Below are 23,162 nucleotides of genomic sequence, written 5' to 3' on the forward strand. Positions count from 1 at the left end.
GGTCTATCCGAATCCGCGTTTACTTGCGGCTTTGGCGGCGACGATCGGTTTCCTTTAGCAGGATCTTTCGCAGGCGGATGTGGTTCGGGGTGACTTCCACTAGTTCGTCGTCTTCGATGTATTCCAAGGCAACTTCCAGGCTCATGTCTCTCGGTGGACGAAGAACGATATTCTCGTCCGAACCGGAGGCCCGCATGTTGGTCAGCTTCTTTTCCTTGGTCGGATTGACCGTCAGGTCGTCGCTACGCGAGTTTTCGCCGACGATCATTCCTTCATACACTTCGTCGCCATGACGGACGAACATATCCGAACGTTCCTGCAGGGCGAACAGGGCGAAGCCAACCGCTTTACCACTGACCATCGAGATCATCGCACCGTTGGCGCGGCGAGGAACATCGCCCGAGACGGGTCGGTATTCCTCGAAGCGATGATTCACGATCGCTTCCCCTTGGGTCGAGTTGAGCAGCTTGGTTCGCAGCCCGATCAAACCTCGTGATGGGATGGTGAAGATCACCTGTGTGTAATCACCACGCGGCTGCATTTCGACTAACTCACCGCGACGTTCGCCGACCAGTTCCATGACCGGGCCCATCTTCTCGGATGGGACTTCGATCACGAGTTGTTCGTACGGTTCTTCTTTGACGCCGTTGTTGGTACGCATGATCACTTGCGGCTTGCCAACGGCCAGCTCGTACCCTTCGCGACGCATCGTTTCGATCAACACCGCCAGATGCAGCACACCGCGGCCACTAACCAGGAAACTATCGGCCGTTTCACCAGGACGAACACGCAGAGCAACGTTGCGTTCTAGTTCTTTCTCCAAGCGATCACGGAGATTACGCGAGGTCACGTACTTGCCGTCTTTGCCCAGCAAAGGAGAAGTGTTGATGGTGAACATCATCTCAAGCGTCGGGGCGTCCACCGCCACGCGTGGCAGGGGATTCGGCTTGTCCGGCGAGCAGATCGTGTCGCCGATATCGATATCGTCCAAGCCGGTCACGGCGATGATATCACCGGCGGTTCCTTCTTCGACTTCGACACGACCGAGATTTTCGAAGGCATGCAAGGCCACGATACGGCCGCGTTGCATTTCGCCGTCTGCCTTCGAGACGAGAACACTTTGTCCCTTCTTAATTTTGCCCGACTTGATGCGGCCGATTGCGATACGACCGGTGTACTCGGACCAGTCGAGCGTCGTCACACGCATCTGCAGGGGCTCTTCCGGGTTCACGTCAGGACCAGGAATGTGCTTCAGCACCAGGTCCAACAGAGGTCGCATGTCCCCTTCGCGGACTTCCGGATCTTCCGAAGCGAAGCCTGCCTTGGCACTGGCAAACAGGTACGGGAAGTCGGCGATGTCGTCTTGAGCGCCGAGCGACAGGAAGAGGTCGAGCACCTCGTCGATCACTTCATGCGGACGAGCATCCATCTTGTCGATCTTGTTGACCAACACGATTGGCTTCAGGCCAACTTCCAAGGCCTTCGAAAGAACGAAGCGAGTTTGTGGCATCGGGCCTTCGGCGGCATCGACCAGCACCACAGCACCATCGGCCATGCTCAGCACGCGCTCAACTTCACCACCGAAGTCAGCGTGCCCCGGGGTATCGACGATATTAATCTTCACGCCGTTGTAGGGCAGGGCGATGTTCTTCGCCAAAATGGTAATGCCCCGTTCCTTTTCCAGGTCGTTCGAATCGAGGATTCGCTCGCTGGAAAGCTGACTCTCCCGAAACTGGCCACTTTGATGCAGCAAGCAGTCCACCAGGGTTGTTTTGCCGTGGTCGACGTGGGCAATGATGACAATATTCCGAAGGTCGTCGCGTCGCATACTTTTCGCGTGATAAATAGAAGGCCGTTACTTCTCGTTCGATAACCCCGAATCCTATCAGATTCACACGTTTTTGGGGTAGGGGACCCGCCCTTACATTCACAAATCCACATGAAACGGGACAATAATTTCCGTCGGGTTAACGTTGTGTGAATGGAACGTGGTCACAAAGGCACCCCGCCCATAGAGGGGCATCGCCCACAAAAGGTTGCTGATTGCCAGCTTCTCTTGGTCTGACCTCGCTGTACGATTCTCACCGACGGGGGAGGGCGAGCCGCGGGGCCGTCTTCATGATTAACAACGATTGTCGACGGAAAGCGGGTTTCCCATGCATACATTTCGCTGCGTTTGTCATAGCAAGCTGTTTTTCGGCAGTACCAATTGTGTCGCCTGCCAGCGAACAGTCGCCATGTGTCCGGCATGCCGCCAGGTTTCGGCCATGGAAGTTCAAGACGAAGGAACCTGGAAGTGCCTTCGCAACGGCTGTGGCCAGGTTCAAAAGCCTTGCCAAAACCGTGTTGATCACGCCGTTTGTAATCGCGGCGTATTGGTTGAAGAAGAAAACCAAACGCTGTGCACCACTTGCCGACTAAATCAGGTGATTCCCGACCTGAATGTTGCTGGCAATCTGGAGAAATGGCGGCGACTGGAAGCTGCCAAACGACGCGTGCTGTATGTCGTCGAAGCGATTGGTCTCCCGATTGGGATGCCCGACCAGGACGAACTCTTACCATTGAAATTTGAATTCAAAGCGGACGGAGCCCAACCTGTAAGTACCGGACACGCCAACGGTTTGATCGTGCTCAATATCAAAGAAGCGGACAGTGTCCATCGCGAGCAGACACGCGTCGAGTTTGGCGAACCGCAGCGAACGTTAGTCGGGCACTTCCGCCATGAACTGGGACACTACTACTGGGACCTGTTGGTAAAGCCGTACCAATTGGAGGCTTTCCGCGAGTTATTCGGCAATGAAGAGAACCCCACGTACGCTGATGCCCAGAAGGCTTACTACGCCAACGGGCCGAAAGCCAACTGGCAGCAACAATACGTCTCGGGCTATGCCAGCATGCACCCGTGGGAAGACTTTGCCGAGAGCTTTGCCACCTATCTGGATATGGTCGCCATTGTCACGACGGCCGATCACTTCGAGGAAGAAAAGCAGCGATTCGAGGCGCATGACTTCGACGAACTGTTCGAGGCCTATCGAGAAATCGGGATCATGGCCAACGAGTTCAACCGAGAGATCGGCCTGCTCGATCTCGTCCCGGAGGTCTTCACGGAGCCAGTGATCGAGAAATTACGATTTATGCACACCCTCGCGGAAGAGGGACCCACTTCTGAGGCTTGACGCCAACGGGGAAAGCTCGCTAGGTTACCTTTCCAAAGGAGCTTTCCCCATGTCGCGAGCCGACGACCCTCGAAGCGTGCCCGTTGATGGCGACCGCCTGCGTGAGTTTCGCCATACGGTCAATCTTACCCAGGAAGAGGCCGCTTCACGCGCTGGCTATACCGAGCGTTTGATTCGCAAGCTGGAAAGGGGTGGCCCGGTCCAACTGCAAACGGTGAAAGACGTTCTAGAAGCATACGGCAGGCTTTCTCCCGAGATCGGCGAAGTTCCGTTGACCGAGTTGCTCCGAAACAGAAACTCACGACCGCCGGCTGAACTGGTTCACGAGTGGTTCGAACGCGTCTACAACCAACGCGATCTGTCAGCGATCGACGAGTTGATGCACTCCGACGTGGTCCTGATTGCGGAAGGGGAGACACGGCAAGGCCGAGAAATGATCCGTCAACGAGTCTCAGCGATTCTCGCCGCCTTCGATCCGCTGCAAATCTGGGTCGAAAACGTTATTGGAGGTCCTGACTATGCGGTGGCTCACTGGTATGTCGAGAAGAAACACATTGGGGACTTCCTTGGAATTGCCGCAACCAATAAAGAAGTAACCCTCCGCGGCAGTTCTTTCGCAAAGTACGCCAACGATCAGATCATCGAGGCCCGCGATCATTGGGATGTGCAAGACCTTGTGCAAAAGCTGACGGGCAATCCTAGTAAACCAGTTTGACCTTTCGGTTTACTCTTCTTCGTCGTCCGATTCATCGGATTCGTCGGCGTTAAGAATCTCGTCGGGAACCTCGCGATCGTCTAGCGGCATCCAGCGAAGGACGATTCGGGGCGGTTCACACAAGCTGTTCTCTTGTAGCTCGGCCTGCCATGAAATATCGCCAGGGCCATCCATGGTATCACCATCTTCGATGACCTCGCCTTTTTCAATCAGATATAAGGTGACGTTGCGCAGGAAGTTGTCGACGTCGTTGAATTCATACGCTTCGCTGAAGAAACAGGCCTCGCAGTCGGGCAAATCAAGTTGCCAGTTACCAACGGTGTCCATCATCGACCACGTTTCGTCGACATTGAAAAGCCGGACATTCGACCACAGATCGAGCGGCAGTAACTTGTTCGCCCAGGCAAAGTTCAAGCTTTCTCGGAATGTATCCTGATCACGCAAGACTTCGCCGCTGGGATTGTAGTAACAAAGTGTGCCTGGAATCTCTAGCAGCGATTGGACCAGCTTCATGCAGAACTCCAGTTCGGCAACAGGGTTGCAACCTTCCGGCATGACAACCGCGTCTTCGCTGGCCCCCAGAACATAGGTCACACGCAAGCGGATAAAACCGGTGTGCTGGTCGGCAATATTGCGTCCACCTTCCCAGTTCCACGATTGCTGGGAAGCGCGTGACAATCCGCCTGGGTAGGCGAACGGGCCAAAGTTCCCCATCGCCCAGGCCCCGAACAAGATGGCTTCATCTTTCGGATCTCCCATGTGATCCGGCCAGGGGTGATCGATGGCATCGAGCGTGACGATTCCGTTGACCGATTCGTCATATGAAATTTGGAGCGAAGTACCGCCCAGCGCCCACTCGTCACTCCCTTCGCGCACCCCTCGAAGCTCAAAACCAGAAAGCGCAGCAGCCACTTCGTCGATGGAGATCGATCGGTTCGTGAGAACGATCACTCCTTGCGTGAATATTCCCTTGGGCATGCCGCGTGGTGCTCCTCTTGGTCGAAAGCGTCGTCGTTAGCAGTTCCGCAAAGCTTAGCGACCAGGGCGTTTGTGATCAAATCCCCAAACCCCAGGGAAGAATTCGCTCGCATTATACCTATGCCAGGGAGTATCCATTCCCCAGCGGTGTAAGTGTTTAAGTCTAGAAATCAGAATTTGATATAACGTGCTATCAAAACTGGCAACCACCTGCTCAAGCGATAACCATCTAAGGCGTTCTGAGAAAAACCGTAGAGCATTTCTTTCTCATTACTGTGGGGGAACAGCCCCTAAACCATCGCGGTTGATTCTCCCCGAAAGCACGATATCCAAGCCAATACACTCCCTATTGCGCAATTCCCCTATCTATTTTGCGCACCGCTGAGTTGTTATGGACATTTTGGAACACGAGTTGAATTTAGACCTTTCGCGCGAATCCGTCTTTTTCTTTTCTATTTCTATTTTTGGCTCTTTGTTGGGCATGAGGGAGGAACTCATGGTTCTAAGGTCACGGCGTGGTTTCACGCTCGTTGAGTTACTAGTGGTGATTGCGATCATCGGTGTCTTGATCGCCCTGTTGTTGCCGGCTGTGCAGCAAGCGCGTGAAGCTGCTCGCCGTATGAGTTGCAGCAATAACATGAAGCAGTTGGGGTTGTCGCTGCACAACTACCACGACACCTTCAAGGTCTTTCCGTACGGTTGGCTCGACTCTGGCTTGATGCAGACGTTGAAGCGAGACTGCTGGTATCAGCGGATTCTCCCGTTCATCGAACAGGGTGCTGCTTACGATCAGTACATGGCTTGGAACGGTCAGTGGATCATGGATACCCCGCCGGAGATCAAGGATCTGCAAGTCGAAGCACTGCAGTGCCCTTCGGACGGTGCCTGCCCAGCCGTGGGCGGTTCGGGTGGTACGCGATCGGGTGGCGATGGTTTTCAAGGAAGCTATGTCGGTTGCCGCGGCGGCGAAATCATCAATCGAACAGGTGAGAACAGCGGTATCTTCTACCGCGCCTCGAAGACCAAGTTCGCGTCGATCATTGACGGTACCAGCAATACGCTGGCCTTCAGCGAAGCGATCATTCGTGGATCGAACAATACCGGCGGCTGGGGCGGCCCAGGCGGTTATTGGGGTGGTGCTGAATGGGGTGGCTTTGGTTTCACCTGCTACGAGCCGCCAAACACCACGGTTCCTGATCGTATCTACGCATGTAAGAGCACCACGTTCCCTCGTTCCCCATGCGTTTCTGTCGGAAGCACGACCGAAATCGAAACCTATGCTCGCAGCTATCACCCAGGTGGTGTCATGGCAGCGTTGTGTGACGGTTCGGTTCGGTTCATCCCAGAAACCATCAATCGCCAAACCTACCAGGCACTGGGCACTCGCCAGAACGGCGAAGTGATCGCGGAATATTAAGGAACGAGGAAAGTAACAACCATGAAACGATTTCAGACGCTTTTGCTTCTGGCATCTATCGCACTGGTCGGTATGACAGGCTGTTTCGGTGAAGCGGGCCCCAAAATGGTCGACGTGAAGGGGACCGTCACTCTAGACGGCACCCCGGTCGACGATGGTCAGATCTATTTCCGAGCGGATGACGGCAGCAACACGTATGCTGCTCCGATTCAGAAAGGTGCTTACGAGGCTTCGGTCTCGCCAGGCTCGAAGAAGATCGAAATCATCGGCTACCGCGATATTCCCGGTAAGTTCGTCGAAGTGAATCCAGGCGAGAAGTCGCCTGCTCGCGAGATGTTCATTCCGCGGAAGTTCAATAGCGAATCGACTTTGTCCGTCACCGTGGCTGAGGACAAGAACGAAATGGAAGAAAACTTCGAGCTGAAAAGCAAAGGCTAGTCAGCATCGCATAAAAAGAGACTACTCTCTCTCAGGCAGGCAACCGTCATCCCCGGCGGTAGCCTGCCTGTTTTTTTTTTTGCGCCGATGCGAATTGTAGCGTCGTAGAAAACCAGCTCGACTTTCGTGGGCCAGACCGCTATCGTACGGCAACCCCCTCCTACGCTCTTCTTTTACCGCGCAGAGGTCGCCCCTCGATGACTACCGTCACGGAAATTGCCCCCGATCTGTTTCGCTTGTCACGATTTGTGCCTGAGCTGAACATGCAGTTCAACCACTTTCTGGTGCGTGACGAGCAGCCGCTATTGTTTCATGCCGGTTTGAAAAAGATGTTTCCACCGCTACTGGAGGCGGTCAAGACATTAATCGACCCGACCAGTTTACGCTACGTCGCGTGGAGCCATTTTGAATCGGACGAATGTGGCGGTCTAAACGATTGGTTGCGTATCGCACCCAACGCTGAGCCGGTTTGTACGCTGGTCGGCAAGCTTGTGAGTGTCGATGACTTTGCCATTCGTCCCGCTAAAGGAATGACACCGGACGATGTGCTTGAAACCGGTAAGTATCGCTATCGCTTCTATCCGTCACCGCATATTCCCCATGGCTGGGACGCGGGTGTATTGTTTGAGGAAACTACGCAAACGCTGTTTTGTTCTGACCTGTTTCATCATTTCGGTGACGTCGCACCAATCACCACCGACTCGCTAATCGAGCCAACCCAGGCCGGCATGCAGCTACTCTCGCAAGGCCCGCTTGCCGGCTACATGCCGTACACCTCGCAAACCGAAGGCGTGCTCCAAGGGCTGGCCCAGCTCAAGCCACAAACACTGGCCGTGATGCACGGTTCGTCGTTTCAAGGGAACGCCGAGGCTATGCTGCTGGACCTGGCGAGCGTCATCCAGAAGAACTTTGATGGAGCGTAGTCACACTTCGGAAGCAAAATGGCGAGCAGGCGAACGGCAAGAGCGATCCACTTTTGCTGGGCCAAACCGGTATCACGCAGATCACGCCGAATACGATGGCAAATATAAGCCAGAATCGGGAAACGAGCATCTTAACGTCTACCTGTTTACCGAGGCTTGACTGTCCCTATCGCCAACTTGGATTGTCGGAAGATTTGAACTTATTGAACAACGAACCATATTCATACCCGTCCTCGGCGATCACGACACAATCGGTCGCATGTACATTGGCATGCAAGACCTGTATTGGATCCTCGAGCATCGGTATCGGTAAAACTTCCATGATCCGTCGACGGGCGTCTGGCACGTCGGGATAATCTTCTTGGTATTCCTTTTCCATGAAGACTGCAGTGCGCCGCATTTCACTCAGATCGCCCTGGTCTGAAAAGTGGAGCAAGTCTCGCCAATACGGAACCGCCATCAAAATAGCAAGCCACTCGGTTAGGTTCGTAGCGACGCGTCCAGACTGACCTTCCGAGGTTGCGTGCAACAAGGGTAAGGTCTCAAGTTTGCCAATCCCATACGCTAAAAACGCCACTCCAGTTCCTTCGCCTGCGACGACCGTAAACGGCACGGTTGGCTTCAGTTGAATCCAGTCGATGTCATCTTCCGCACGTTCCAAGGAGAAATCGAACGGCCAATCGAGATCTTCGACAATCGTTGACGACGTTTTTATATCCGCAAGCGTGATCATTTGTTTGGTAAGGTGACAAGTCGAGTGAGCCCAGGCATCCAGTCCCTGAAATACGGAAGATCATCCGGTTCTCGCCAGCGACGATGCGGCATGGCAAGAGTTGGCTAACCAGGTCTTCTATCGCCTCAATTTACGGCAGTAGAGCGCAAAAAGCTTAACTTCGTCATTTTTTTCTGCGAGTATGTCGATCTCGCCCGTAAACACTCGACCAATCTTCAACGGGAGCGAGCACCGACCATTGGTTTTCCCATGCTGAGCGCTACGAACGCAAGGCTATTCACAGATCCTGATCCAGTCCCTTAGCGACCAATACCACATTGGAAAATACACATGAGCAAACCCGCCAAGAACACGATTTGTCTTTGGTACGATAATGCCTCGGAAGAGGCGGCTCGGTTTTATGCCGACACGTTTCCCAATTCGTCGGTCGATCAGGTTTATCGCGCCCCCGGCGACTTCCCAGGCGGGCAAAAAGGGCAGGTGCTGACCGTCACCTTTACCGTGCTGGGGATTCCTTGCCTTGGCCTGAACGGTGGACCAGCGTTCAAGCATAGCGAAGCCTTCTCGTTTCAAGTCGCGACGGAAGACCAAGCCGAAACCGATCGCTACTGGAATGCGATCGTCGACAACGGCGGTGAAGAAAGTGCTTGTGGCTGGTGCCGCGATAAGTGGGGACTCTCCTGGCAAATCACGCCGATCGCACTTACCGAAGCCATCGCTGATCCCAATCCAGAAGCGGCCCAGCGTTCGTTCAACGCGATGATGGAAATGAAGAAGATCGACATCGCCACCATCGAAGCAGCGCGACGCGGTTAAGCGAACACGGTGTATACCAACAAGAACGGAGCCCGGCCATGAAAGCGATCGATACCCTTCGCACTGCCCTCGCGTTTAGCGACATGGGCATGAAACACCTGAGCGAAATGAGCGACGCTCCACTGCTACGGCCAGGGCCGTGGGGTGGTAACCACGCAATGTGGATCGCTGGTCATCTCACTGTGGTGGAGGGACGTTTACAACAAATCCTCCATGGGATTCCCAATCCGGTAAAAGATTGGAAGCCACTGTTCGATTGGGGGAGTGAGCCGGTCGACGATCCAGCCGCCTATCCGCCGTATGAAGAAGTTGTGGCGAAATTCAAGGAGCTACGCGAGCAAACGCATGCGTTCCTGAATGACGTCGGGGAAGAAGGGCTCGATCAGCCGACGAAGTGTCAGCCGCCAGGCTTCGGCGGATTCGAAACGGCCGGCTCGGCCATTCTGATCGTGGCCTGTCACGCGACCGGCCACCTTGGCGGGCTTACCGTCGTCCGCGCCGCCGCCGGAAAACAGCGATTGTTCGTCCCTTCTCGAGAGTTGCGAGATTTTTAGCGAGGCGAATGAGGCAGACTAGAAAAACGCCGGGCTAGGCAGCGTTACTTCTTACACGCCCCGGCGATCGAGCACGACACGCACGAATCGCCGCAACCGCCTGCCTTGTCAGCGGTTCCACAGCCAGGTCCGCAGCCGGTTTCCAGCAAATCGGAAAACTGGCTGATGCCGGCCGCAGCATTGTAGGTTTCGGCCAGGCGATCGGTCAGCTCGGTGACTTCCGGCGGGACATCCCCCAAGAAGTGAAAGTAGAGCGAGCTGCCGTCGAAAAGCTGCTCGACTTCTAGCAAGGGAATCCCAATCCCACGCTCGGCCAGTTCCTTCTCGCACGCGGCGAAGGCTTCTTGGCGGTTCCGTTCCAAGCGAGCCAGAAGAAGGTCATCCGAGACGGTTACTCCCCGTAGGATCGAACCGTCTGACTGGGGTCCATCGGCCGAATTGCTCTCGGCTTCGCCAGCCGGAGCCAAGATTTCTCCCACTTCCAGACCGCGGGAAGTGCGGCAGATGACCCGCATTCCACGCGAATACGCCACCGCATCGACCGAAGTGAAGCGGCCGACGTGTCCCAGTACGCCAATGCGGACGAAGTGATGTCGCGTAATTTCGGGGGAATCGGTCACGTTTTCGTGGATCAAAATGGTCTCCTTACCTGCATTCTGGCCCAAATCGGGGGTGCTGCCAAGTGTCGACGGGCACTGACCTTACAATTGGGCGGCAAGCGTTTTAGAATGATCGGTCGGCCTGGGGCGTTTTTCGTGCAGTGAAAAGCGTCCTGCCGCTCATTGTTCCTGGATCTGTCCGAAAGTAAAGAAGAGAACGCCGCCGATGTCGACGACGACGCAATCCTGGTCTGTCCTTGCTGATGAAGTCCTTCGTGGTCATCAATTGACGTTGGAAGAGGGCCTTTCGATCCTCAATTCGTCCGATGACGAACTGTTGGATGTGATGTCCGCCGCGTTCAAGATTCGCCGCCAGCACTTTGGCAAAACGGTGCAGTTGTACCAGTTGATGAACGCCAAGAGCGGCCTCTGCCCGGAAGATTGTGGCTACTGCTCGCAGTCGAAAGTCTCAGACGCTGAGATCCCCAAATACAACTTCCTCAGCCGTGACAAGTTGATGGAAGGGGCGAAGGTTGCCGCCGAACGGGATGTGAAGACCTACTGCATCGTGATCTCGGCCCGCGGCCCCAACGAGCGGGAAATGAAGGCGGTCGAAACGATTGTCCCTGAGATTAAAGAGAAGTACGACCTGAAGATCTGTGCTTGTCTTGGTTTGCTTTCCAACGAACAAGCCGATCGCTTGAAGGCCTGTGGCGTTGATCGCGTGAACCACAACGTGAACACCAGTGCCGACTACTACGAAAAAATCTGCTCGACCCACACGTACGAAGATCGCATTCAAACGCTTTCTGCCGTCCGCGATGCAGGACTCGAACTGTGCAGCGGCGGTATCGTCGGCATGGGGGAATCGGAAGCGGATATCGTGAAGATGGCCCTCGAACTGCGTGATCTCGGCGTGCACTCGATTCCAGTGAACTTCCTCAACCCCATCGACGGCACACCGCTGCAAGGCTTGGGAAAAGATCTTACGCCACGCCAATGCCTCCGTATCCTGGCCGTCTACCGCTTCGCCAACCCAACCAGCGAACTCCGCATCGCTGGCGGCCGCGAAATCCACCTCCGAAGCCTGCAACCGCTGGGCCTTTACGCCGCGAACTCGATCTTCCTGGGGGATTACCTGACGACACCAGGGCAGAAAGCGGAAGACGACTATCGCATGCTGGAAGATCTGGGCTTCACGGTCACCAAGACGGAAGAAGTCTCGGTCGGCTCGGCCTAGTCGCGAGAAGCATTTCGTAGGCTGGAACGAGTAGGTCAGGCTGTGCCTGACGGAAGCGGTGTTCGTGCGAATAGAACACCGCACGTATGTAAGCCGATTGGAATGTCGATTCTGCTGCTTGTCAGGCACAGCCTGACCTACAGGAATCTGCCGTTTTTCCTACAACCCTTCGCCAATCTTCAGCAGTTTCCCAGTTGCAGGCTCTTTGCCTTCTGCTTTTCCGTCGCCGTTAGCGAATTCGGTGATGTACAGTTCGCCGTCGGCGTTGAACGCCATGGCGGTTGGCTGGTCGAGGTCGACGAGCTTGGTCGCCTTAATGGCTTGCTTGCCGTCGCGGCGGATGGCATCCAAGCGGTAGAGCCCTCCTTGCTTCGGATCGGCCCAACTGTAGTCAACGGCGTACAAGCGGCCCGTCTTAGGGCTGTAGGCCAGGCCGACGATGTCGTGCATGTCGGTCGTCAGGCTTAACAAGAGCTTCTTCGATTTTTGGTCGTAGAACGTCAACAAGCTGTCTTTTGCTTCACTGATTTCGCCCATTTGTCCCACAACGATTTCACGGCGCGGGCTAATTACGATCGCGGCAGGTGCGTCGACATCGACCATTTCTTTCGTTGGAATATAGCGAGTCAGTTCCCCCAGGCCATCCATTTCCAGTGGACAGCGAGCCACCCAGCCTTTTTTATCGTCGCCGTTGGAGGTCACGTAGATGGCGTCTTGATCGATCGCAACACCGTAGAAGTTACCTTCGCCTGGGACGTCATCACTCGGCTTAAGCGGGTTGGTTTGTTTGCCCATGTCGGCTTTGATACCGTCTTTGCCGATCTCGTCAACATGGTAAACCCGCACGACTTCTTCACCATCTTTCAGGCTACCGTCGCCGACCACCAGGTGATCTTTATCCATGAACGCCAAGCCCAGAGGCCCCATCAAGTAAGTTGGGCCTTTGCCGTATTCATCGTGAGGAAATTCTTTGATGGCGACTTCCGCCTTGCCATCGACCACACGAATGATCTGTGAAGCGGCCGATTCCGAAACGTAAACGATGCCTGTCTCGGGCTGCACCGCCACCCCGGTCGGGCACTTCAGCCCTTCAAGAATCACTTCCGGCTTAATCTCCGCGTTGGCAGAAACGGCAAGCAAGAGGACAAATGAAAGCGGCAGGACAAATCGGCAGAGCATGCGAGGGCCTCGTTCTCGGAAACTAGATGCGGTTGTATGCCTATAGTTTGCCGCGCAAGGCGGCGATTTCCAAGCGTGGAGAGGCCTTTGAGTCTCAGATTTCGGAACGTGTTGTCTTGCTTAGCAATGGTTACGTCTGTCGATTCTATGTATCATCGAAGCGACACGATTTGCCCACTTCGACAGGTTTTTGCGACTTCTGGCCGTCGCGATTTTGCATAAACGGACGTGCAATGTTTCTATTTCGAGTGCGTCTAATTCTGGTTATCGTATTTCTTCTAGTTGGGTGCGAGCCAGGGCAGAATGGTCTCGACGATCCTTCCCCGGCGACAGCTAACTTGCCGCTTGAAGAACAGCCACTGAGAATCGTCAACGCATCGCCCCAAGAGTGTTACGATCGCTTGACCGAAGCCATGAAAACGCGTGACCTGTACACGATGTTTGGCTGTTACGTTCGGGAAGAAAGGGATGCTCTGGCAGGAACATATGCTTACCTTGTCGAACGTCACATTCGGCTTCATACCGACAAGGAAGAACTAGCCGTGCAACTGCTTCGCAAGCATGGGCTCGACAAAATGAATATTGCGAGCGTGGTGGGACCGTTGGATGATCCGGCAAGTGAAGAGCGGATGCGTCTAACGGCATCCATCGGCAGAAAAATCAAGGACCAATGGCAGTTCATGCAGGAAGTCACGACGCTGTTCAAGCGAACGGAGCCTGGCGCCCAGTCGCGTCCCAACCCTTCGGACACCTTTACCAAGTCCGTGCTCTCGGATATCAGAATCAACGGAAATCGAGCGAGCGGCACGTTGGCGAATCCAGTTAGCAAAACCAGGACCACCCTCTATTTCGTGCGGGAAAATGCCTCGTGGGTTACCACGACGACTCCCGACGGGTAAGCGGGCCCGGAACAAGACCGCTCTACGGCTCGTCGATGATTTCGCCGAAATAGTTCACCAACGCCACATAAGTCCATTGGCGGACGAAGTCTTCTTCGAGGTCCATTTCCATCCATTCACTAAGTTCGGCGGTCAGGTCGGAAATGCGATGTTTGTAGACCGCGATCGCTTCGTCCTGAGTGGGTGACTCACCGAAAATATTCACGATCGGGTCGATGTACGCGTCAATTGGCTCGTGAACGCCAAGTTGCGGGAAAGCGTTCTCGGAGAAATCGGCGGCGATGGAAGTAACGAAATCGTTCATCGGAGTCCTCAGAGACCTCGTAAAATCTGGTCCTCTCAGCGAAGAAGAGAGGACCCAAAGATTGAGACTCGCGGCTTCGCGAACACTAAGCACCGATGCCGTGAGCTTTCTCGTAAGCCGCGATGTCCGATTCTTTCTCGAGCGTCAAGGCGATATCGTCCAGGCCGTTGAGCAGCTTGTGACGGCGGAAGTCATCGAGTTCGAACGGAATTTCTAGACCTTGCTCGTCCGTGATCTTCTTGGTTTCCAGGTCGATCGTCAGCTGGTAGCCTTCGGTCTTGGCCTGACGCTGGAAGATGTCCTCAATTTGTTCTTCGGTCAGCGGAATCGGCAAGACGCCGTTCTTGAAGCAGTTGTTGAAGAAGATATCCGCAAAGCTGGGTGCCAGGACGGCGCGGATGCCGTAATCGTCGATCGCCCAAACGGCGTGTTCACGGCTGGAACCGTTACCGAAGTTACGACGAGCTACCAGGATGGAAGCTCCCTTAACATTAGGCTGGTTCAGCTCGAATTCGGGATTCGGCGAGCCGTCGTCCAGAAAACGCCAGTCGAAGAAGAGGAACTGACCGAAGCCGGTTCGTTCAATCCGCTTCAAAAACTGCTTGGGAATGATCTGATCGGTATCGACGTTGGCGCGATCCATGGTCGCGACCAAGCCGGTCTCTTTAATGAATGGTTGCATGGTGCTATGTCACTTATGGAAAGGTCGGCCGAGCCGACCGGTGTGCGGTAACGATCGGCGAGCTTATTTGAATTCCCACTCGCGGACATCGACGAAGTGGCCAGAAATGCCAGCGGCGGCGGCCATCTCGGGGCTGACCAGATGGGTACGACCACCTTTACCTTGGCGACCTTCGAAGTTGCGATTGCTGGTCGAAGCACAGCGTTCGCCTGGCTCCAGTTTGTCTGGGTTCATGGCCAGACACATACTGCAACCTGCTTCACGCCACTCGAAACCGGCTTCGGTGAAAATCTTATCGAGACCTTCTTCCTGAGCCTGCTTTCGAACCTGACCACTGCCAGGCACCACCATCGCGTGGACGTGATCCGCCTTCTTGTGGCCTTTCACAACGCTGGCTGCCGCCCGCAGATCTTCGATACGACCGTTCGTGCACGAGCCAATGAAGACGCGATTGATCTGCACGTCGGTCATCGGGGCGCCCGCTTTCAGGTCCATGTATTCCAAGGCCGATTCGGTCGAGCGACGTTCGGTCGCGTCGGCGAAATCGCCAGGGGAAGGAATGTTGGCGTTCACCGCACAAACCTGACCAGGGTTCGTGCCCCAAGTCACTTGTGGTGCGATGTCCTTCGCATCGAACTCGATCACCTTGTCGTACTGCGCACCTGGATCGGAAGGAAGGTTCTTCCATCGCTCGATCGCCGCGTCCATATCTTTCGGCGCGAATTCGCGACCGCGGATGTACTCGAACGTCGTTTCGTCGGGAGCGATCATCCCAGCTCGGGCACCTGCTTCGATCGACATGTTACAGACGGTCATCCGCTGCTCCATGGTCAAGTTGCGAATGGCTTCGCCGGTGTACTCCAGGACGTAGCCCGTTCCGCCAGAGGTAGAGAGGTGACCAATTAGGAACAACACGAGGTCCTTCGCCGTAACGCCCTTACCAAGCGTTCCGTTGATACGAAGTTCCATTGTCTTGGGCGGGCTTTGCAGCAGGGTTTGCGTGGCGAGCACGTGTTCGACTTCGCTAGTCCCGATTCCAAACGCCAGGGCCCCGAAAGCACCATGCGTGGCGGTGTGGCTGTCGCCGCAGACAATTGTCATGCCAGGCTGCGTGAGGCCAAGTTCGGGACCGATCACGTGGACGACACCTTGCTTGATATCGTTCAGATCGAACAGTTCGACACCGAATTCTTCGCAGTTGCGGCGCAGCGTATCGATCTGCTGTTTCGAGATGGGATCGACGATCGGTAGCGAGCGATCGGTCGTCGGCACGTTGTGGTCCGGCGTCGCCTTGGTGAGTTCCGGGCGGCGAACCTTGCGGCCAGCCAGCCGCAGGCCTTCAAACGCTTGCGCACTGGTAACTTCGTGCACTAATTGAAGGTCAATGTACAGAAGGGTCTGCTTGCCTGGTTCGGCAACGACACAATGATTGTCCCAGATCTTCTGGAACATCGTACGGGGGGCATTTTCCGCGATCATTCAACTCTTCCCCTAACGGCATTTAGTTAGGCCAATAACAGAAGGACACAAGCGACACAGAAAGTTCGCTCGGCCAGCCATTTCCCCAGCTAAGAGCCTAGGGGAGTGGGCATAATGGTAGCCCGGTATTATATCTCGTTTTGCCGCCAACCGGGAGGGGCAGGGGAGTCGCCGCCCCTCTCGTCCGATTCAGATACTACTTCCCTCGATCGTTTACCTATCCAGAAAGCAAAGCAACAACCCCCTTCACTGAGGGGAATACAAGGTTAAAGGACCCTGGCGAGTGGCTTACGAACGAATGCTGACCGGCATCGTTTCTTCCACCGCATCGGGTTGGGGGCATTCGGCGATCGTCTCGTTTTCGGTCCACCATTTGACGGCATCCGACTGACGCCAAGTGCCGAACGATTCGCACCTCTCCAGATCTTCCGCCATATCGAGAATGGCCTGATACCGTTTATTGGGGTCCTTCTCGAGGCATCGCATCACGATCGCTTCCAGGTCTTCGGGAACGCTGGCAATCACCTGCGATGGGGGAACAACCGGTTCGTGGGCATGTGCGATGATTACCTTAATGGGGCGATCGTACTCAAATGGAGCGTGGCCAGTGAGCATGAAGTAGGCCAAGATGCCAACCGAGTAAATATCGCTGCGGTTATCAGGCTCGCTCTCGCCACTGGCTTGTTCCGGAGACATGAAAAGCGGCGAACCGGTGATCATCCCTTCCTGAGTCAGATTCGAATCTTCAGTCGAAGCGATTGGCTTTGCTAAACCGAAATCCAACAACTTAGCAACGTCGAAGTAACCACCACGTTTCGCAGCGAAGACGTTCGCTGGCTTGATGTCGCGGTGGATCATGCCTTGCGAATGAGCCTCGTTCAACGCATCGCAAATCTGACGAAGCAAGTGGATGACACGCCCAGGCGTTAAGGGACCAAATCGGTGGACCAAGTCCGCGACGTTCAAGCCTGGCAGGTACTCCATGACGTAATAAAACGTCCCGTCTTCGGTACGGCCGTAGTCGTAGATGTCGATGTTGTTCCAGTGCGACAACTTGGACGAAGCGTGAACTTCTCGCTCGAAACGAGCCAACACGTTCGAGTCGCCCGCCTTCTCAGGGCGAATAATCTTAATCGCACAGGGACGCTTCATCAGGTAATGATGAGCCAGGTACACCTCGCCCATGCCCCCAGCACCGAGGCTGCGGCTGAGTCGGTATTGGCCGAGTTGCTTCGCGTGAAAGGCTTCTGTTCGCAGCACGTTAATCGTGTAAACACCGAACACAGCAACACCGCCGCAGAGGACCATCTTCATGGCGATTTCGGCCATCATTTCCGGGCTGCCATACATCACCGCGGCACAGGCGTTATCGGTCGCCCAAGCATATCCCAGCAAAACGATTGGCGCCAGGACCATTGCCCCAATCACCAACGCAGCTCGCTGCCACTTGTTGGGAATGAACAAGGCATAAATGAAGATCAACAGCAACCAACCCGGCGCCGGATTCTGCAGCATGTTATGCCGCACCGCACAGATTTGCATGCTGTGATACTGAAGCAATATCAGAAACAAAGCTGGCAGCCCGAACGTAACGAGTTCCTGCATTCGCAAGAGTCCGCGACGCATGTCACACTTTGGGCACAGCATGTAACCGCTGACGCCCAGGATTACCAGGATGCCGGCATGTAAACTAATTAAGAACGACCCTTCGCTGCTGCCAACTTCGGCTCCGATCAGATGATCGTAGATATGCCATACGAAATAGACGGCAAAAATGCCGAACATCACCATCGTGGCAATCCGAAGACGGAAGCGAAGAAGCGATTGCGTCACCCGCGAGAAGTGCGGGCTGGACGATCCTTCCACTAACGCGATGTGCGGCGAGGAAGATTGCGTCGAAGTGACGGAGCCTCCCGTAGGCGCAACGATTGTCTCCTCAAAATGCCGATCCATCGAATTTGGGGGAGTGTCACTGGCCATAAAGCTGCTTAGAGAGTCTCACGCGAAAAGGGCGGAGTGTTCCTTCGTTGTTTTATATTAACGTGTTCGTAAGAAAGAGGCGAATCTTTCCAATTCTCGGCTTAACCATTTACGCTCTCTCGAAATACGCCATTTCGGGACGATCCGGCGATTAGCTTCAATAGTCGACTTTTAGCACCAGCTTTCCGGAGCACAATCAGCCGTTAGCAAGACGATCACGATTGCGGCACCGGAAAGACTCCTTCCTTATAGTACGACTTACCTGAAAAGACACGCCTATGCTTCAAAATGTTCTGGAAAGCCGCATAGTTCCGCTGATTATTTGGTAGCCAATTGGTACTCTTGGGGAGTGGGTATCCACTTTCGCTGGCGGACAGACGAGAACCAAATGTGTGGGCTGTTAATTTAGGCGAAGTTCACTATCGCGATTTCGCTTTACTACTTAGATCTTAGAAGGGCAGAACCTTCGCGACTGTTAGGTATCGCGCGCTCGGAACACCATGAATTCTTCCTCGCAGAACCCGTTCGCTTCGCCAGCCACCGCTGCCGAGGCCAGCCATCCTCGAGATGGGATGACAATCGTTTGCCTCGTTCCACTATGGGTTTGGAGTCCGTTATCTAACGCCGCCGCCTACCTGGGAACCCCTGCTGACCCACTATCAACCTTCATGGCGATGGGTATCAACCTACTCTGGTTATGGATGGGGGCGGTCGTCGGCGCCAGAGGAAACTGGCTGATTCGCTTTCTCGCCGTGGCGGGTATCGGACTTCCGCTCGGATATCTCACCTATTTACTCGGAGTCTATTACGGCCCTGGATTGGTTGCCGCTTACATTCTCGGCAACCTTGCGTTGGGTGCGATCGGTTGGCGCATGATTCCCAACGGGCGATTGCCGATCATTGGGGCATTTAGCGTCGGCTATTTTCTCGGATCGTTTCTCTGCCTAGTCGGCTCGGTGCCGCTAGCAGTGGCAGGGTCGATCATTGGCTATCTCGCCGTGAAGAAGACCCTGCCGAATGTCGAACCGTAGACACTAAGCTGCCCGACGCATCGGTGCCGGAGCCATTGCTTCGATTTGCGAGATGTTGTAGCGACCGAAGCTCAGATTTCCCTTGGCATCGGGGACTTCCCACAACACCAGGCTTTTTTCGTTCAGCATTCGTGGCATCCACGAGATTGACTGGCGGATGCCATCGGCGTCTTGATCCGCTGAGATAATCATCAGTTGTACGTCGCGAAACGCATTGGCAACCCGTGGCAAAGCCATCGACGCATCTCCCGGTACCAATTGAACTTTGGCGCCGGTGGCATTCAACGTTTTATGGGCGGTCTTCAGCGGCATGCCGTCGCCGGTGGGGCGACCTTCAAACATGTCGATGCCCAGGAATTCGATCCGTTGGTCCTCGGCGTAAAGCTGGCTGAACTGAATGATCTCCTGGGCGCGTTGGACGCTTCCTAGTCCGATCTCAGCGATCTTGACCACCGGGGCATGTTGGCGAATCCAAGAATAGATTTCGCGCTGGTGAACCGGCTTCGAAAACCACGACTTCAGCAAATACTGCAGAACACGACCGGCAGCCAATTTTGATTCCCTTCAAAACGACGACCACAGATTGGTAGGTTAGATACCCTCGTCTCTTCGGCAGAAAATGCACCTCGACCGCAGTTTTTCCCCACTTCCTGCGAAAGCCCAGCCCACGGCGCGTTACAGCTTAAGCAGCTTACCTAACCGGACTACCGCGGGTTACCATCAGGGCAGGGGAGGTGCGGATGGCCACCGGCAATGCGCAAGTGGCCATTCTGCTTTACACTTCGGTCGTCGACCATCGTCAAAGTTGGTAATTCGCACGCCAGGGTATCGCACGTATCGCGGAATTGATAAGCTTCGAGGACCCCGAATGTTGCGCATTGCGCCCTGGGTGGCTTGAGCCGTTCTTCGCTGGTCACAGGCCGGATCCCCCAAGTCAAAATAGAAGTGAAGAGTTTCGTTTGTGAAATACGCATCCATCGGTCCTATCTCTATCTATCTGCCGGAAAGGATTGAGACCAACCAACAGTTACAAGCCGAGTACCCCAGTTGGGATATGGACTTGATCTATCCGAAGACGGGGATCGCGGCTCGGCATATCGCGGCTGAAGACGAATGCGCCTCGGATTTGGGGGTCGCAGCAGCCGAACGGCTGTTCGAAGAACACAATATCGATCCACAGTCGATCGACTTTCTACTGTTCTGTACTCAGACGCCTGACTATCCGTTGCCCACCTCGGCCTGCCTGATGCAGCAGCGTCTTGGCCTGCGACTCTCGTGCGGGGCGTTGGATTTCAATCTGGGCTGCTCCGGTTTCATCTACGGCTTGTCACTTGCGGAAGGGCTGATCCGGGCTGGTGTGGCCAAGCGTGTGCTGTTTATCACGGCTGAAACCTACTCGAAATACATCGATCACGACGATCGCAGTCTTCGCACGATCTTTGGAGACGGGGCTGCCGCTACGCTAATCGATGCGGCCGACGAACCGACGCTCGATGGATTCCAATTCGGAACCGATGGCAGTGGTGCTGATACGCTGATGGTGACTGATGGTGGCGCTCGACCGGCCAAAGACGCGCATACGCCGCGGCATCGCAAACGCTGGAACAGCCGCTTGTACATGGACGGCCCAGCGCTGATCAACTTCACCGTCGGTGCGATTCCTCAACTGGTGCGAAACATCTTCTCGGCGGCGGGCATACCGAATTCCGACGTCGAACTCTATCTATTTCACCAGGCCACCCGTAAAATGCTGGAGCAGTTACAGGAAAGCCTCGGGGTCGATTCGGACCGCATGCCGATCGCTTTGGAAAACGTGGGGAACACGGTCTCAGCGACGATCCCTCTTCTGATCCACGATTTACGAAAGCAAGGTCGCCTGAAGAAGGGAGCCAAGCATTTGCTGGTCGGATTCGGGGTTGGTTGGTCGTGGGGAGGCTGCATCTGGCACGACACCTACGGTAGCGGTGCCTGACGTTACGAATCCAATGATAGGAGTTCGCGAACGATGGAAACTCTGGCTGGCAAATTCTTAATCGCGTCTCCCTATCTGCCTGATCCCAATTTTCTCCGGACCGTGGTGCTAATGGTCCAACACGATCAGGAAGGGGCACTTGGCCTGGTGCTAACGCGCCCAATCAATCTGACCGTGCAAGAGATGTGGAAGAACGTCAGCGGCGAACAGGTCGACGCCACCGAACATGTCTTGCAAGGAGGACCGGTCGAAGGTCCCTTGATGGCCATTCACCAGGTGGAAGAGCTCTCCGAAATCGAGATCATCCCTGGCGTTTATTTTGCCGCCCAACGCGAGAACATCGAGCCACTCATCCGCGAAGGAGAACGTCCCTATCGCTTGTTCCTGGGATATTCCGGCTGGGCAGCTCAGCAGTTGGAAGACGAGATGGAAGTCGGTGGCTGGCTAACGCTACCGGCCACCAAAGAGCCGATCTTCGAATCCGATACCGACCTTTTATGGAAAAGCGTTGCCGGAGAAGTCGGCTCGAACATCATGCGACAATCGCTCAATCTGAAGAGCATGCCGCAAGATCCGAACATGAACTGAGCCGTGCGGGAGCTCTGGAATCAAGCTTACTTCTTTCCGTGACCATCTGTGCAATCGGTGGTTACACTTCTTCGCGGATGGGACGCCTCAGAAATCTCTGTGGGCTGAAAAGCTAGTCCAGAGCCACGCCTACCTCAACGCAGGCGCGGCATTCCATGATGACTAGGCCAGTTCCATCTTGAAGGGCGAGAGATTTTCGACGCCGGTCTCGGTAACTAAGTAATCGTTTTCGAGTCGCATGCCGAAGCGGAGACGCTCGTCGTACAAGCCGGGTTCGCAGGTGAAGACATCGCCGACAGCGAACGTATCGTCCCAGCAAGAGTTCAAGTGAGGAGCTTCGTGCGGGTAGAGACCGATACCGTGCCCCAAGTGGTGAGGGAACTCGCCAATCGGAGCTTCCTTCAGGATGTCTTGCACCTCCAGGAACAACTCTTTGCAGCTCTTACCGGGTTTCACCACCGATTCGAGATGGGTGAAGACCTTCATGATGTAGGTCCAAGCTTCCTGCTGCTGGTCGGTCGGCTTGCCGTTAACGGCGATCGCGCGGCTGTTGTCGGCGAAATAGCCACGGAATGCAGGACCGAGATCCAAGATGTACAGTTCGCCATCTTCCACATTACGATCACGAGCTGGGCCACCCATTTCGCCACTGGCGTAGTCATTCCCGGTACCGGTCAGCGCTTCGCCATATTGGGCAACAGCAGCGGCTTGCAGTTGATTGAAGACTTCCAACTCGTTGATGCCAGGGCAAATGATCTCGCGGGCCTTTTTGTACATCTTTTCGGTGCCGCTGATTGCCATGCGAAGCTTGGCCAACTCGTCCGCATCTTTCTTGCGACGCTGACGATAAAGCTCAGGCTCGACATCGACCAGTTCGGCCGAGAACTGGCTCGAGACGTGAACCGGATAGCTGGAAAACTCTACGCCTAGACGCTTCAGATTGCCTCCTTCACGGAGAATACCTAAAACCGCGTTACTAGAGGCGGCCCGTTGGTCGTTGCGCAAGGTGCACAGCCACTGTGCTTCGTAAGTGTGAACGTCGTCCGCGGCCGCCGTTTCAGGGGCTTCGTTCGGGGCGACCAGTGCCAAACGACCATCCGCAAAAAGGACAGCTGCTGGCGAAAACTTCCACTCGTAGCGTGGGCCGGCTAGCCATTGGACGTGTTCGTTTTGGGTGATGACAATCGCATCCAGCGATTGATCTTCGAGGGCCTTGAGCAGGCGTTTCTGCCGACTTCGACACGCTTCAACGTTGATTCCCAGCATGATAGTTCTCCCTATACGATATTCAGGTGGGGCAAGCATAGGTGCGCTCTCCCAACCTAGCACTACCAAGCCGCGGTGAGAAGACCTGCCAGGCCGACAATCGCTCGAAGAATGCGAGGCGCGCATAAGAAGAGCCGCCCCCGGGAAGGCGCGGCTCTTCGATTGATCTTGAGGGTTTCACGCTTCCGTCAAG

Annotated in this window: 24 protein-coding genes; 13 read left to right on the top strand and 11 right to left on the bottom strand. The window is 55.1% G+C overall.

The window, feature by feature from the left end:
- Positions 1–19: 19 nt before the first annotated feature.
- Positions 20–1,828 (bottom strand): translational GTPase TypA, encoded by a 1,809-nt coding sequence (typA, locus tag C5Y83_RS12000; RefSeq protein WP_105329981.1) that lies wholly within the window; start codon positions 1,826–1,828, stop codon positions 20–22.
- 328 nt (positions 1,829–2,156) lie between these two features.
- Here typA and C5Y83_RS12005 point away from each other — a divergent pair, with 328 nt between their 5' ends.
- Both C5Y83_RS12005 and C5Y83_RS12010 read left to right on the top strand, forming a co-directional pair.
- On the top strand, positions 2,157–3,176 hold the full coding sequence (locus C5Y83_RS12005) for a putative zinc-binding metallopeptidase (protein ID WP_105329982.1): 1,020 nt from the start codon (positions 2,157–2,159) through the stop codon (positions 3,174–3,176).
- Between the two features lie 49 nt (positions 3,177–3,225).
- Positions 3,226–3,891, top strand: a complete 666-nt coding sequence (locus C5Y83_RS12010) for an ester cyclase (protein WP_105329983.1) — start codon at positions 3,226–3,228, stop codon at positions 3,889–3,891.
- A gap of 9 nt (positions 3,892–3,900) precedes the next feature.
- On the opposite strand, the gene C5Y83_RS12015 is transcribed toward C5Y83_RS12010, so the two are convergent.
- Positions 3,901–4,869: a DUF4261 domain-containing protein gene (locus C5Y83_RS12015; RefSeq protein WP_105329984.1), complete on the bottom strand. Its 969-nt coding sequence runs from the start codon at positions 4,867–4,869 to the stop codon at positions 3,901–3,903.
- Positions 4,870–5,365: 496 nt separating this feature from the next.
- Between C5Y83_RS12015 and C5Y83_RS12020 the strand changes: the two genes are divergently transcribed.
- The 4 genes from C5Y83_RS12020 (at position 5,366) to C5Y83_RS29415 (ending at position 7,807) form a co-directional block, all read left to right on the top strand.
- Complete coding sequence (locus C5Y83_RS12020) at positions 5,366–6,286, top strand: DUF1559 domain-containing protein (RefSeq protein ID WP_105329985.1); 921 nt, start codon at positions 5,366–5,368, stop codon at positions 6,284–6,286.
- 21 nt (positions 6,287–6,307) lie between these two features.
- Positions 6,308–6,724 carry a hypothetical protein gene (locus tag C5Y83_RS12025; RefSeq protein ID WP_105329986.1) on the top strand — a complete coding sequence of 139 codons (417 nt, stop codon included), beginning with the start codon at positions 6,308–6,310 and terminating at the stop codon, positions 6,722–6,724.
- Positions 6,725–6,921: 197 nt separating this feature from the next.
- A complete protein-coding gene (locus C5Y83_RS12030) occupies positions 6,922–7,647 on the top strand; it encodes an MBL fold metallo-hydrolase (protein ID WP_105329987.1) in 726 nt (241 codons plus the stop codon).
- Positions 7,637–7,807, top strand: a complete 171-nt coding sequence (locus C5Y83_RS29415) for a hypothetical protein (protein WP_158262331.1) — start codon at positions 7,637–7,639, stop codon at positions 7,805–7,807. The genes C5Y83_RS12030 and C5Y83_RS29415 overlap by 11 nt, the downstream gene beginning before the upstream one ends.
- Before the next feature lie 6 nt (positions 7,808–7,813).
- On the opposite strand, the gene C5Y83_RS12035 is transcribed toward C5Y83_RS29415, so the two are convergent.
- Complete coding sequence (locus C5Y83_RS12035; RefSeq protein WP_105329988.1) at positions 7,814–8,380, bottom strand: hypothetical protein; 567 nt, start codon at positions 8,378–8,380, stop codon at positions 7,814–7,816.
- A gap of 330 nt (positions 8,381–8,710) precedes the next feature.
- On the opposite strand from C5Y83_RS12035, the gene C5Y83_RS12040 reads away from it, so the two are divergent.
- Positions 8,711–9,196, top strand: coding sequence for a VOC family protein (locus C5Y83_RS12040; protein WP_105329989.1), 486 nt, complete (start codon positions 8,711–8,713; stop codon positions 9,194–9,196).
- 38 nt (positions 9,197–9,234) lie between these two features.
- Positions 9,235–9,750 (top strand): DinB family protein, encoded by a 516-nt coding sequence (locus C5Y83_RS12045; RefSeq protein WP_105329990.1) that lies wholly within the window; start codon positions 9,235–9,237, stop codon positions 9,748–9,750.
- Positions 9,751–9,794: 44 nt separating this feature from the next.
- Here C5Y83_RS12045 and C5Y83_RS12050 read toward each other — a convergent pair whose 3' ends face one another.
- Positions 9,795–10,385 (bottom strand): PSP1 C-terminal domain-containing protein, encoded by a 591-nt coding sequence (locus C5Y83_RS12050; RefSeq protein ID WP_105329991.1) that lies wholly within the window; start codon positions 10,383–10,385, stop codon positions 9,795–9,797.
- Between the two features lie 190 nt (positions 10,386–10,575).
- Between C5Y83_RS12050 and bioB the strand changes: the two genes are divergently transcribed.
- Positions 10,576–11,589 carry a biotin synthase BioB gene (gene bioB, locus C5Y83_RS12055; RefSeq protein ID WP_105329992.1) on the top strand — a complete coding sequence of 338 codons (1,014 nt, stop codon included), beginning with the start codon at positions 10,576–10,578 and terminating at the stop codon, positions 11,587–11,589.
- Positions 11,590–11,748: 159 nt separating this feature from the next.
- Here the strand turns inward: bioB and C5Y83_RS12060 are convergent, their stop codons facing one another.
- A complete protein-coding gene (locus C5Y83_RS12060; protein WP_105329993.1) occupies positions 11,749–12,768 on the bottom strand; it encodes a hypothetical protein in 1,020 nt (339 codons plus the stop codon).
- 233 nt (positions 12,769–13,001) lie between these two features.
- Between C5Y83_RS12060 and C5Y83_RS12065 the strand changes: the two genes are divergently transcribed.
- Positions 13,002–13,667, top strand: a complete 666-nt coding sequence (locus C5Y83_RS12065; RefSeq protein ID WP_146117754.1) for a hypothetical protein — start codon at positions 13,002–13,004, stop codon at positions 13,665–13,667.
- Between the two features lie 22 nt (positions 13,668–13,689).
- On the opposite strand, the gene C5Y83_RS12070 is transcribed toward C5Y83_RS12065, so the two are convergent.
- The 4 genes from C5Y83_RS12070 to C5Y83_RS12085 form a co-directional block, all read right to left on the bottom strand.
- Complete coding sequence (locus C5Y83_RS12070; protein ID WP_105329995.1) at positions 13,690–13,971, bottom strand: hypothetical protein; 282 nt, start codon at positions 13,969–13,971, stop codon at positions 13,690–13,692.
- An 85-nt stretch (positions 13,972–14,056) separates the two neighbouring features.
- Positions 14,057–14,653: a 3-isopropylmalate dehydratase small subunit gene (leuD, locus tag C5Y83_RS12075; RefSeq protein WP_105329996.1), complete on the bottom strand. Its 597-nt coding sequence runs from the start codon at positions 14,651–14,653 to the stop codon at positions 14,057–14,059.
- A gap of 63 nt (positions 14,654–14,716) precedes the next feature.
- A complete protein-coding gene (leuC, locus tag C5Y83_RS12080; RefSeq protein ID WP_233207199.1) occupies positions 14,717–16,132 on the bottom strand; it encodes a 3-isopropylmalate dehydratase large subunit in 1,416 nt (471 codons plus the stop codon).
- Positions 16,133–16,420: 288 nt separating this feature from the next.
- A complete protein-coding gene (locus C5Y83_RS12085) occupies positions 16,421–18,112 on the bottom strand; it encodes a serine/threonine protein kinase (protein WP_105329997.1) in 1,692 nt (563 codons plus the stop codon).
- Between the two features lie 500 nt (positions 18,113–18,612).
- Between C5Y83_RS12085 and C5Y83_RS12090 the strand changes: the two genes are divergently transcribed.
- Complete coding sequence (locus C5Y83_RS12090) at positions 18,613–19,143, top strand: hypothetical protein (protein ID WP_105329998.1); 531 nt, start codon at positions 18,613–18,615, stop codon at positions 19,141–19,143.
- Positions 19,144–19,146: 3 nt separating this feature from the next.
- Here the strand turns inward: C5Y83_RS12090 and C5Y83_RS12095 are convergent, their stop codons facing one another.
- Complete coding sequence (locus tag C5Y83_RS12095; protein WP_105329999.1) at positions 19,147–19,695, bottom strand: hypothetical protein; 549 nt, start codon at positions 19,693–19,695, stop codon at positions 19,147–19,149.
- Between the two features lie 409 nt (positions 19,696–20,104).
- Between C5Y83_RS12095 and C5Y83_RS12100 the strand changes: the two genes are divergently transcribed.
- Both C5Y83_RS12100 and C5Y83_RS12105 read left to right on the top strand, forming a co-directional pair.
- Positions 20,105–21,115: a ketoacyl-ACP synthase III gene (locus tag C5Y83_RS12100; RefSeq protein WP_105330000.1), complete on the top strand. Its 1,011-nt coding sequence runs from the start codon at positions 20,105–20,107 to the stop codon at positions 21,113–21,115.
- Between the two features lie 33 nt (positions 21,116–21,148).
- Complete coding sequence (locus tag C5Y83_RS12105) at positions 21,149–21,703, top strand: YqgE/AlgH family protein (protein ID WP_105330001.1); 555 nt, start codon at positions 21,149–21,151, stop codon at positions 21,701–21,703.
- Between the two features lie 162 nt (positions 21,704–21,865).
- Here C5Y83_RS12105 and C5Y83_RS12110 read toward each other — a convergent pair whose 3' ends face one another.
- On the bottom strand, positions 21,866–22,969 hold the full coding sequence (locus C5Y83_RS12110) for a M24 family metallopeptidase (protein ID WP_199195032.1): 1,104 nt from the start codon (positions 22,967–22,969) through the stop codon (positions 21,866–21,868).
- Positions 22,970–23,162: the final 193 nt, after the last annotated feature.

The organism is Blastopirellula marina (assembly GCF_002967765.1).
GTDB classification, from domain to species: domain Bacteria; phylum Planctomycetota; class Planctomycetia; order Pirellulales; family Pirellulaceae; genus Bremerella; species Bremerella marina_A.

What these genes read in the sequence shown, in the direction of transcription:
- C5Y83_RS12025 (WP_105329986.1), top strand. Translation starts at nt 6,308, where the DNA reads ATGAAACGATTTCAGACGCTTTTGCTTCTGGCATCTATCGCACTGGTC.
- leuD (WP_105329996.1), bottom strand. Translation starts at nt 14,653, where the DNA reads ATGCAACCATTCATTAAAGAGACCGGCTTGGTCGCGACCATGGATCGC.
- C5Y83_RS12020 (WP_105329985.1), top strand. Translation starts at nt 5,366, where the DNA reads ATGGTTCTAAGGTCACGGCGTGGTTTCACGCTCGTTGAGTTACTAGTG.
- C5Y83_RS12085 (WP_105329997.1), bottom strand. Translation starts at nt 18,112, where the DNA reads ATGGCCAGTGACACTCCCCCAAATTCGATGGATCGGCATTTTGAGGAG.
- C5Y83_RS12005 (WP_105329982.1), top strand. Translation starts at nt 2,157, where the DNA reads ATGCATACATTTCGCTGCGTTTGTCATAGCAAGCTGTTTTTCGGCAGT.
- C5Y83_RS12065 (WP_146117754.1), top strand. Translation starts at nt 13,002, where the DNA reads ATGTTTCTATTTCGAGTGCGTCTAATTCTGGTTATCGTATTTCTTCTA.
- C5Y83_RS12090 (WP_105329998.1), top strand. Translation starts at nt 18,613, where the DNA reads ATGAATTCTTCCTCGCAGAACCCGTTCGCTTCGCCAGCCACCGCTGCC.
- C5Y83_RS12010 (WP_105329983.1), top strand. Translation starts at nt 3,226, where the DNA reads ATGTCGCGAGCCGACGACCCTCGAAGCGTGCCCGTTGATGGCGACCGC.
- leuC (WP_233207199.1), bottom strand. Translation starts at nt 16,132, where the DNA reads ATGATCGCGGAAAATGCCCCCCGTACGATGTTCCAGAAGATCTGGGAC.
- C5Y83_RS12060 (WP_105329993.1), bottom strand. Translation starts at nt 12,768, where the DNA reads ATGCTCTGCCGATTTGTCCTGCCGCTTTCATTTGTCCTCTTGCTTGCC.
- C5Y83_RS12110 (WP_199195032.1), bottom strand. Translation starts at nt 22,969, where the DNA reads ATGCTGGGAATCAACGTTGAAGCGTGTCGAAGTCGGCAGAAACGCCTG.
- C5Y83_RS12105 (WP_105330001.1), top strand. Translation starts at nt 21,149, where the DNA reads ATGGAAACTCTGGCTGGCAAATTCTTAATCGCGTCTCCCTATCTGCCT.
- bioB (WP_105329992.1), top strand. Translation starts at nt 10,576, where the DNA reads ATGTCGACGACGACGCAATCCTGGTCTGTCCTTGCTGATGAAGTCCTT.
- C5Y83_RS12015 (WP_105329984.1), bottom strand. Translation starts at nt 4,869, where the DNA reads ATGCCCAAGGGAATATTCACGCAAGGAGTGATCGTTCTCACGAACCGA.
- C5Y83_RS12035 (WP_105329988.1), bottom strand. Translation starts at nt 8,380, where the DNA reads ATGATCACGCTTGCGGATATAAAAACGTCGTCAACGATTGTCGAAGAT.
- typA (WP_105329981.1), bottom strand. Translation starts at nt 1,828, where the DNA reads ATGCGACGCGACGACCTTCGGAATATTGTCATCATTGCCCACGTCGAC.
- C5Y83_RS12045 (WP_105329990.1), top strand. Translation starts at nt 9,235, where the DNA reads ATGAAAGCGATCGATACCCTTCGCACTGCCCTCGCGTTTAGCGACATG.
- C5Y83_RS29415 (WP_158262331.1), top strand. Translation starts at nt 7,637, where the DNA reads ATGGAGCGTAGTCACACTTCGGAAGCAAAATGGCGAGCAGGCGAACGG.
- C5Y83_RS12030 (WP_105329987.1), top strand. Translation starts at nt 6,922, where the DNA reads ATGACTACCGTCACGGAAATTGCCCCCGATCTGTTTCGCTTGTCACGA.
- C5Y83_RS12040 (WP_105329989.1), top strand. Translation starts at nt 8,711, where the DNA reads ATGAGCAAACCCGCCAAGAACACGATTTGTCTTTGGTACGATAATGCC.
- C5Y83_RS12070 (WP_105329995.1), bottom strand. Translation starts at nt 13,971, where the DNA reads ATGAACGATTTCGTTACTTCCATCGCCGCCGATTTCTCCGAGAACGCT.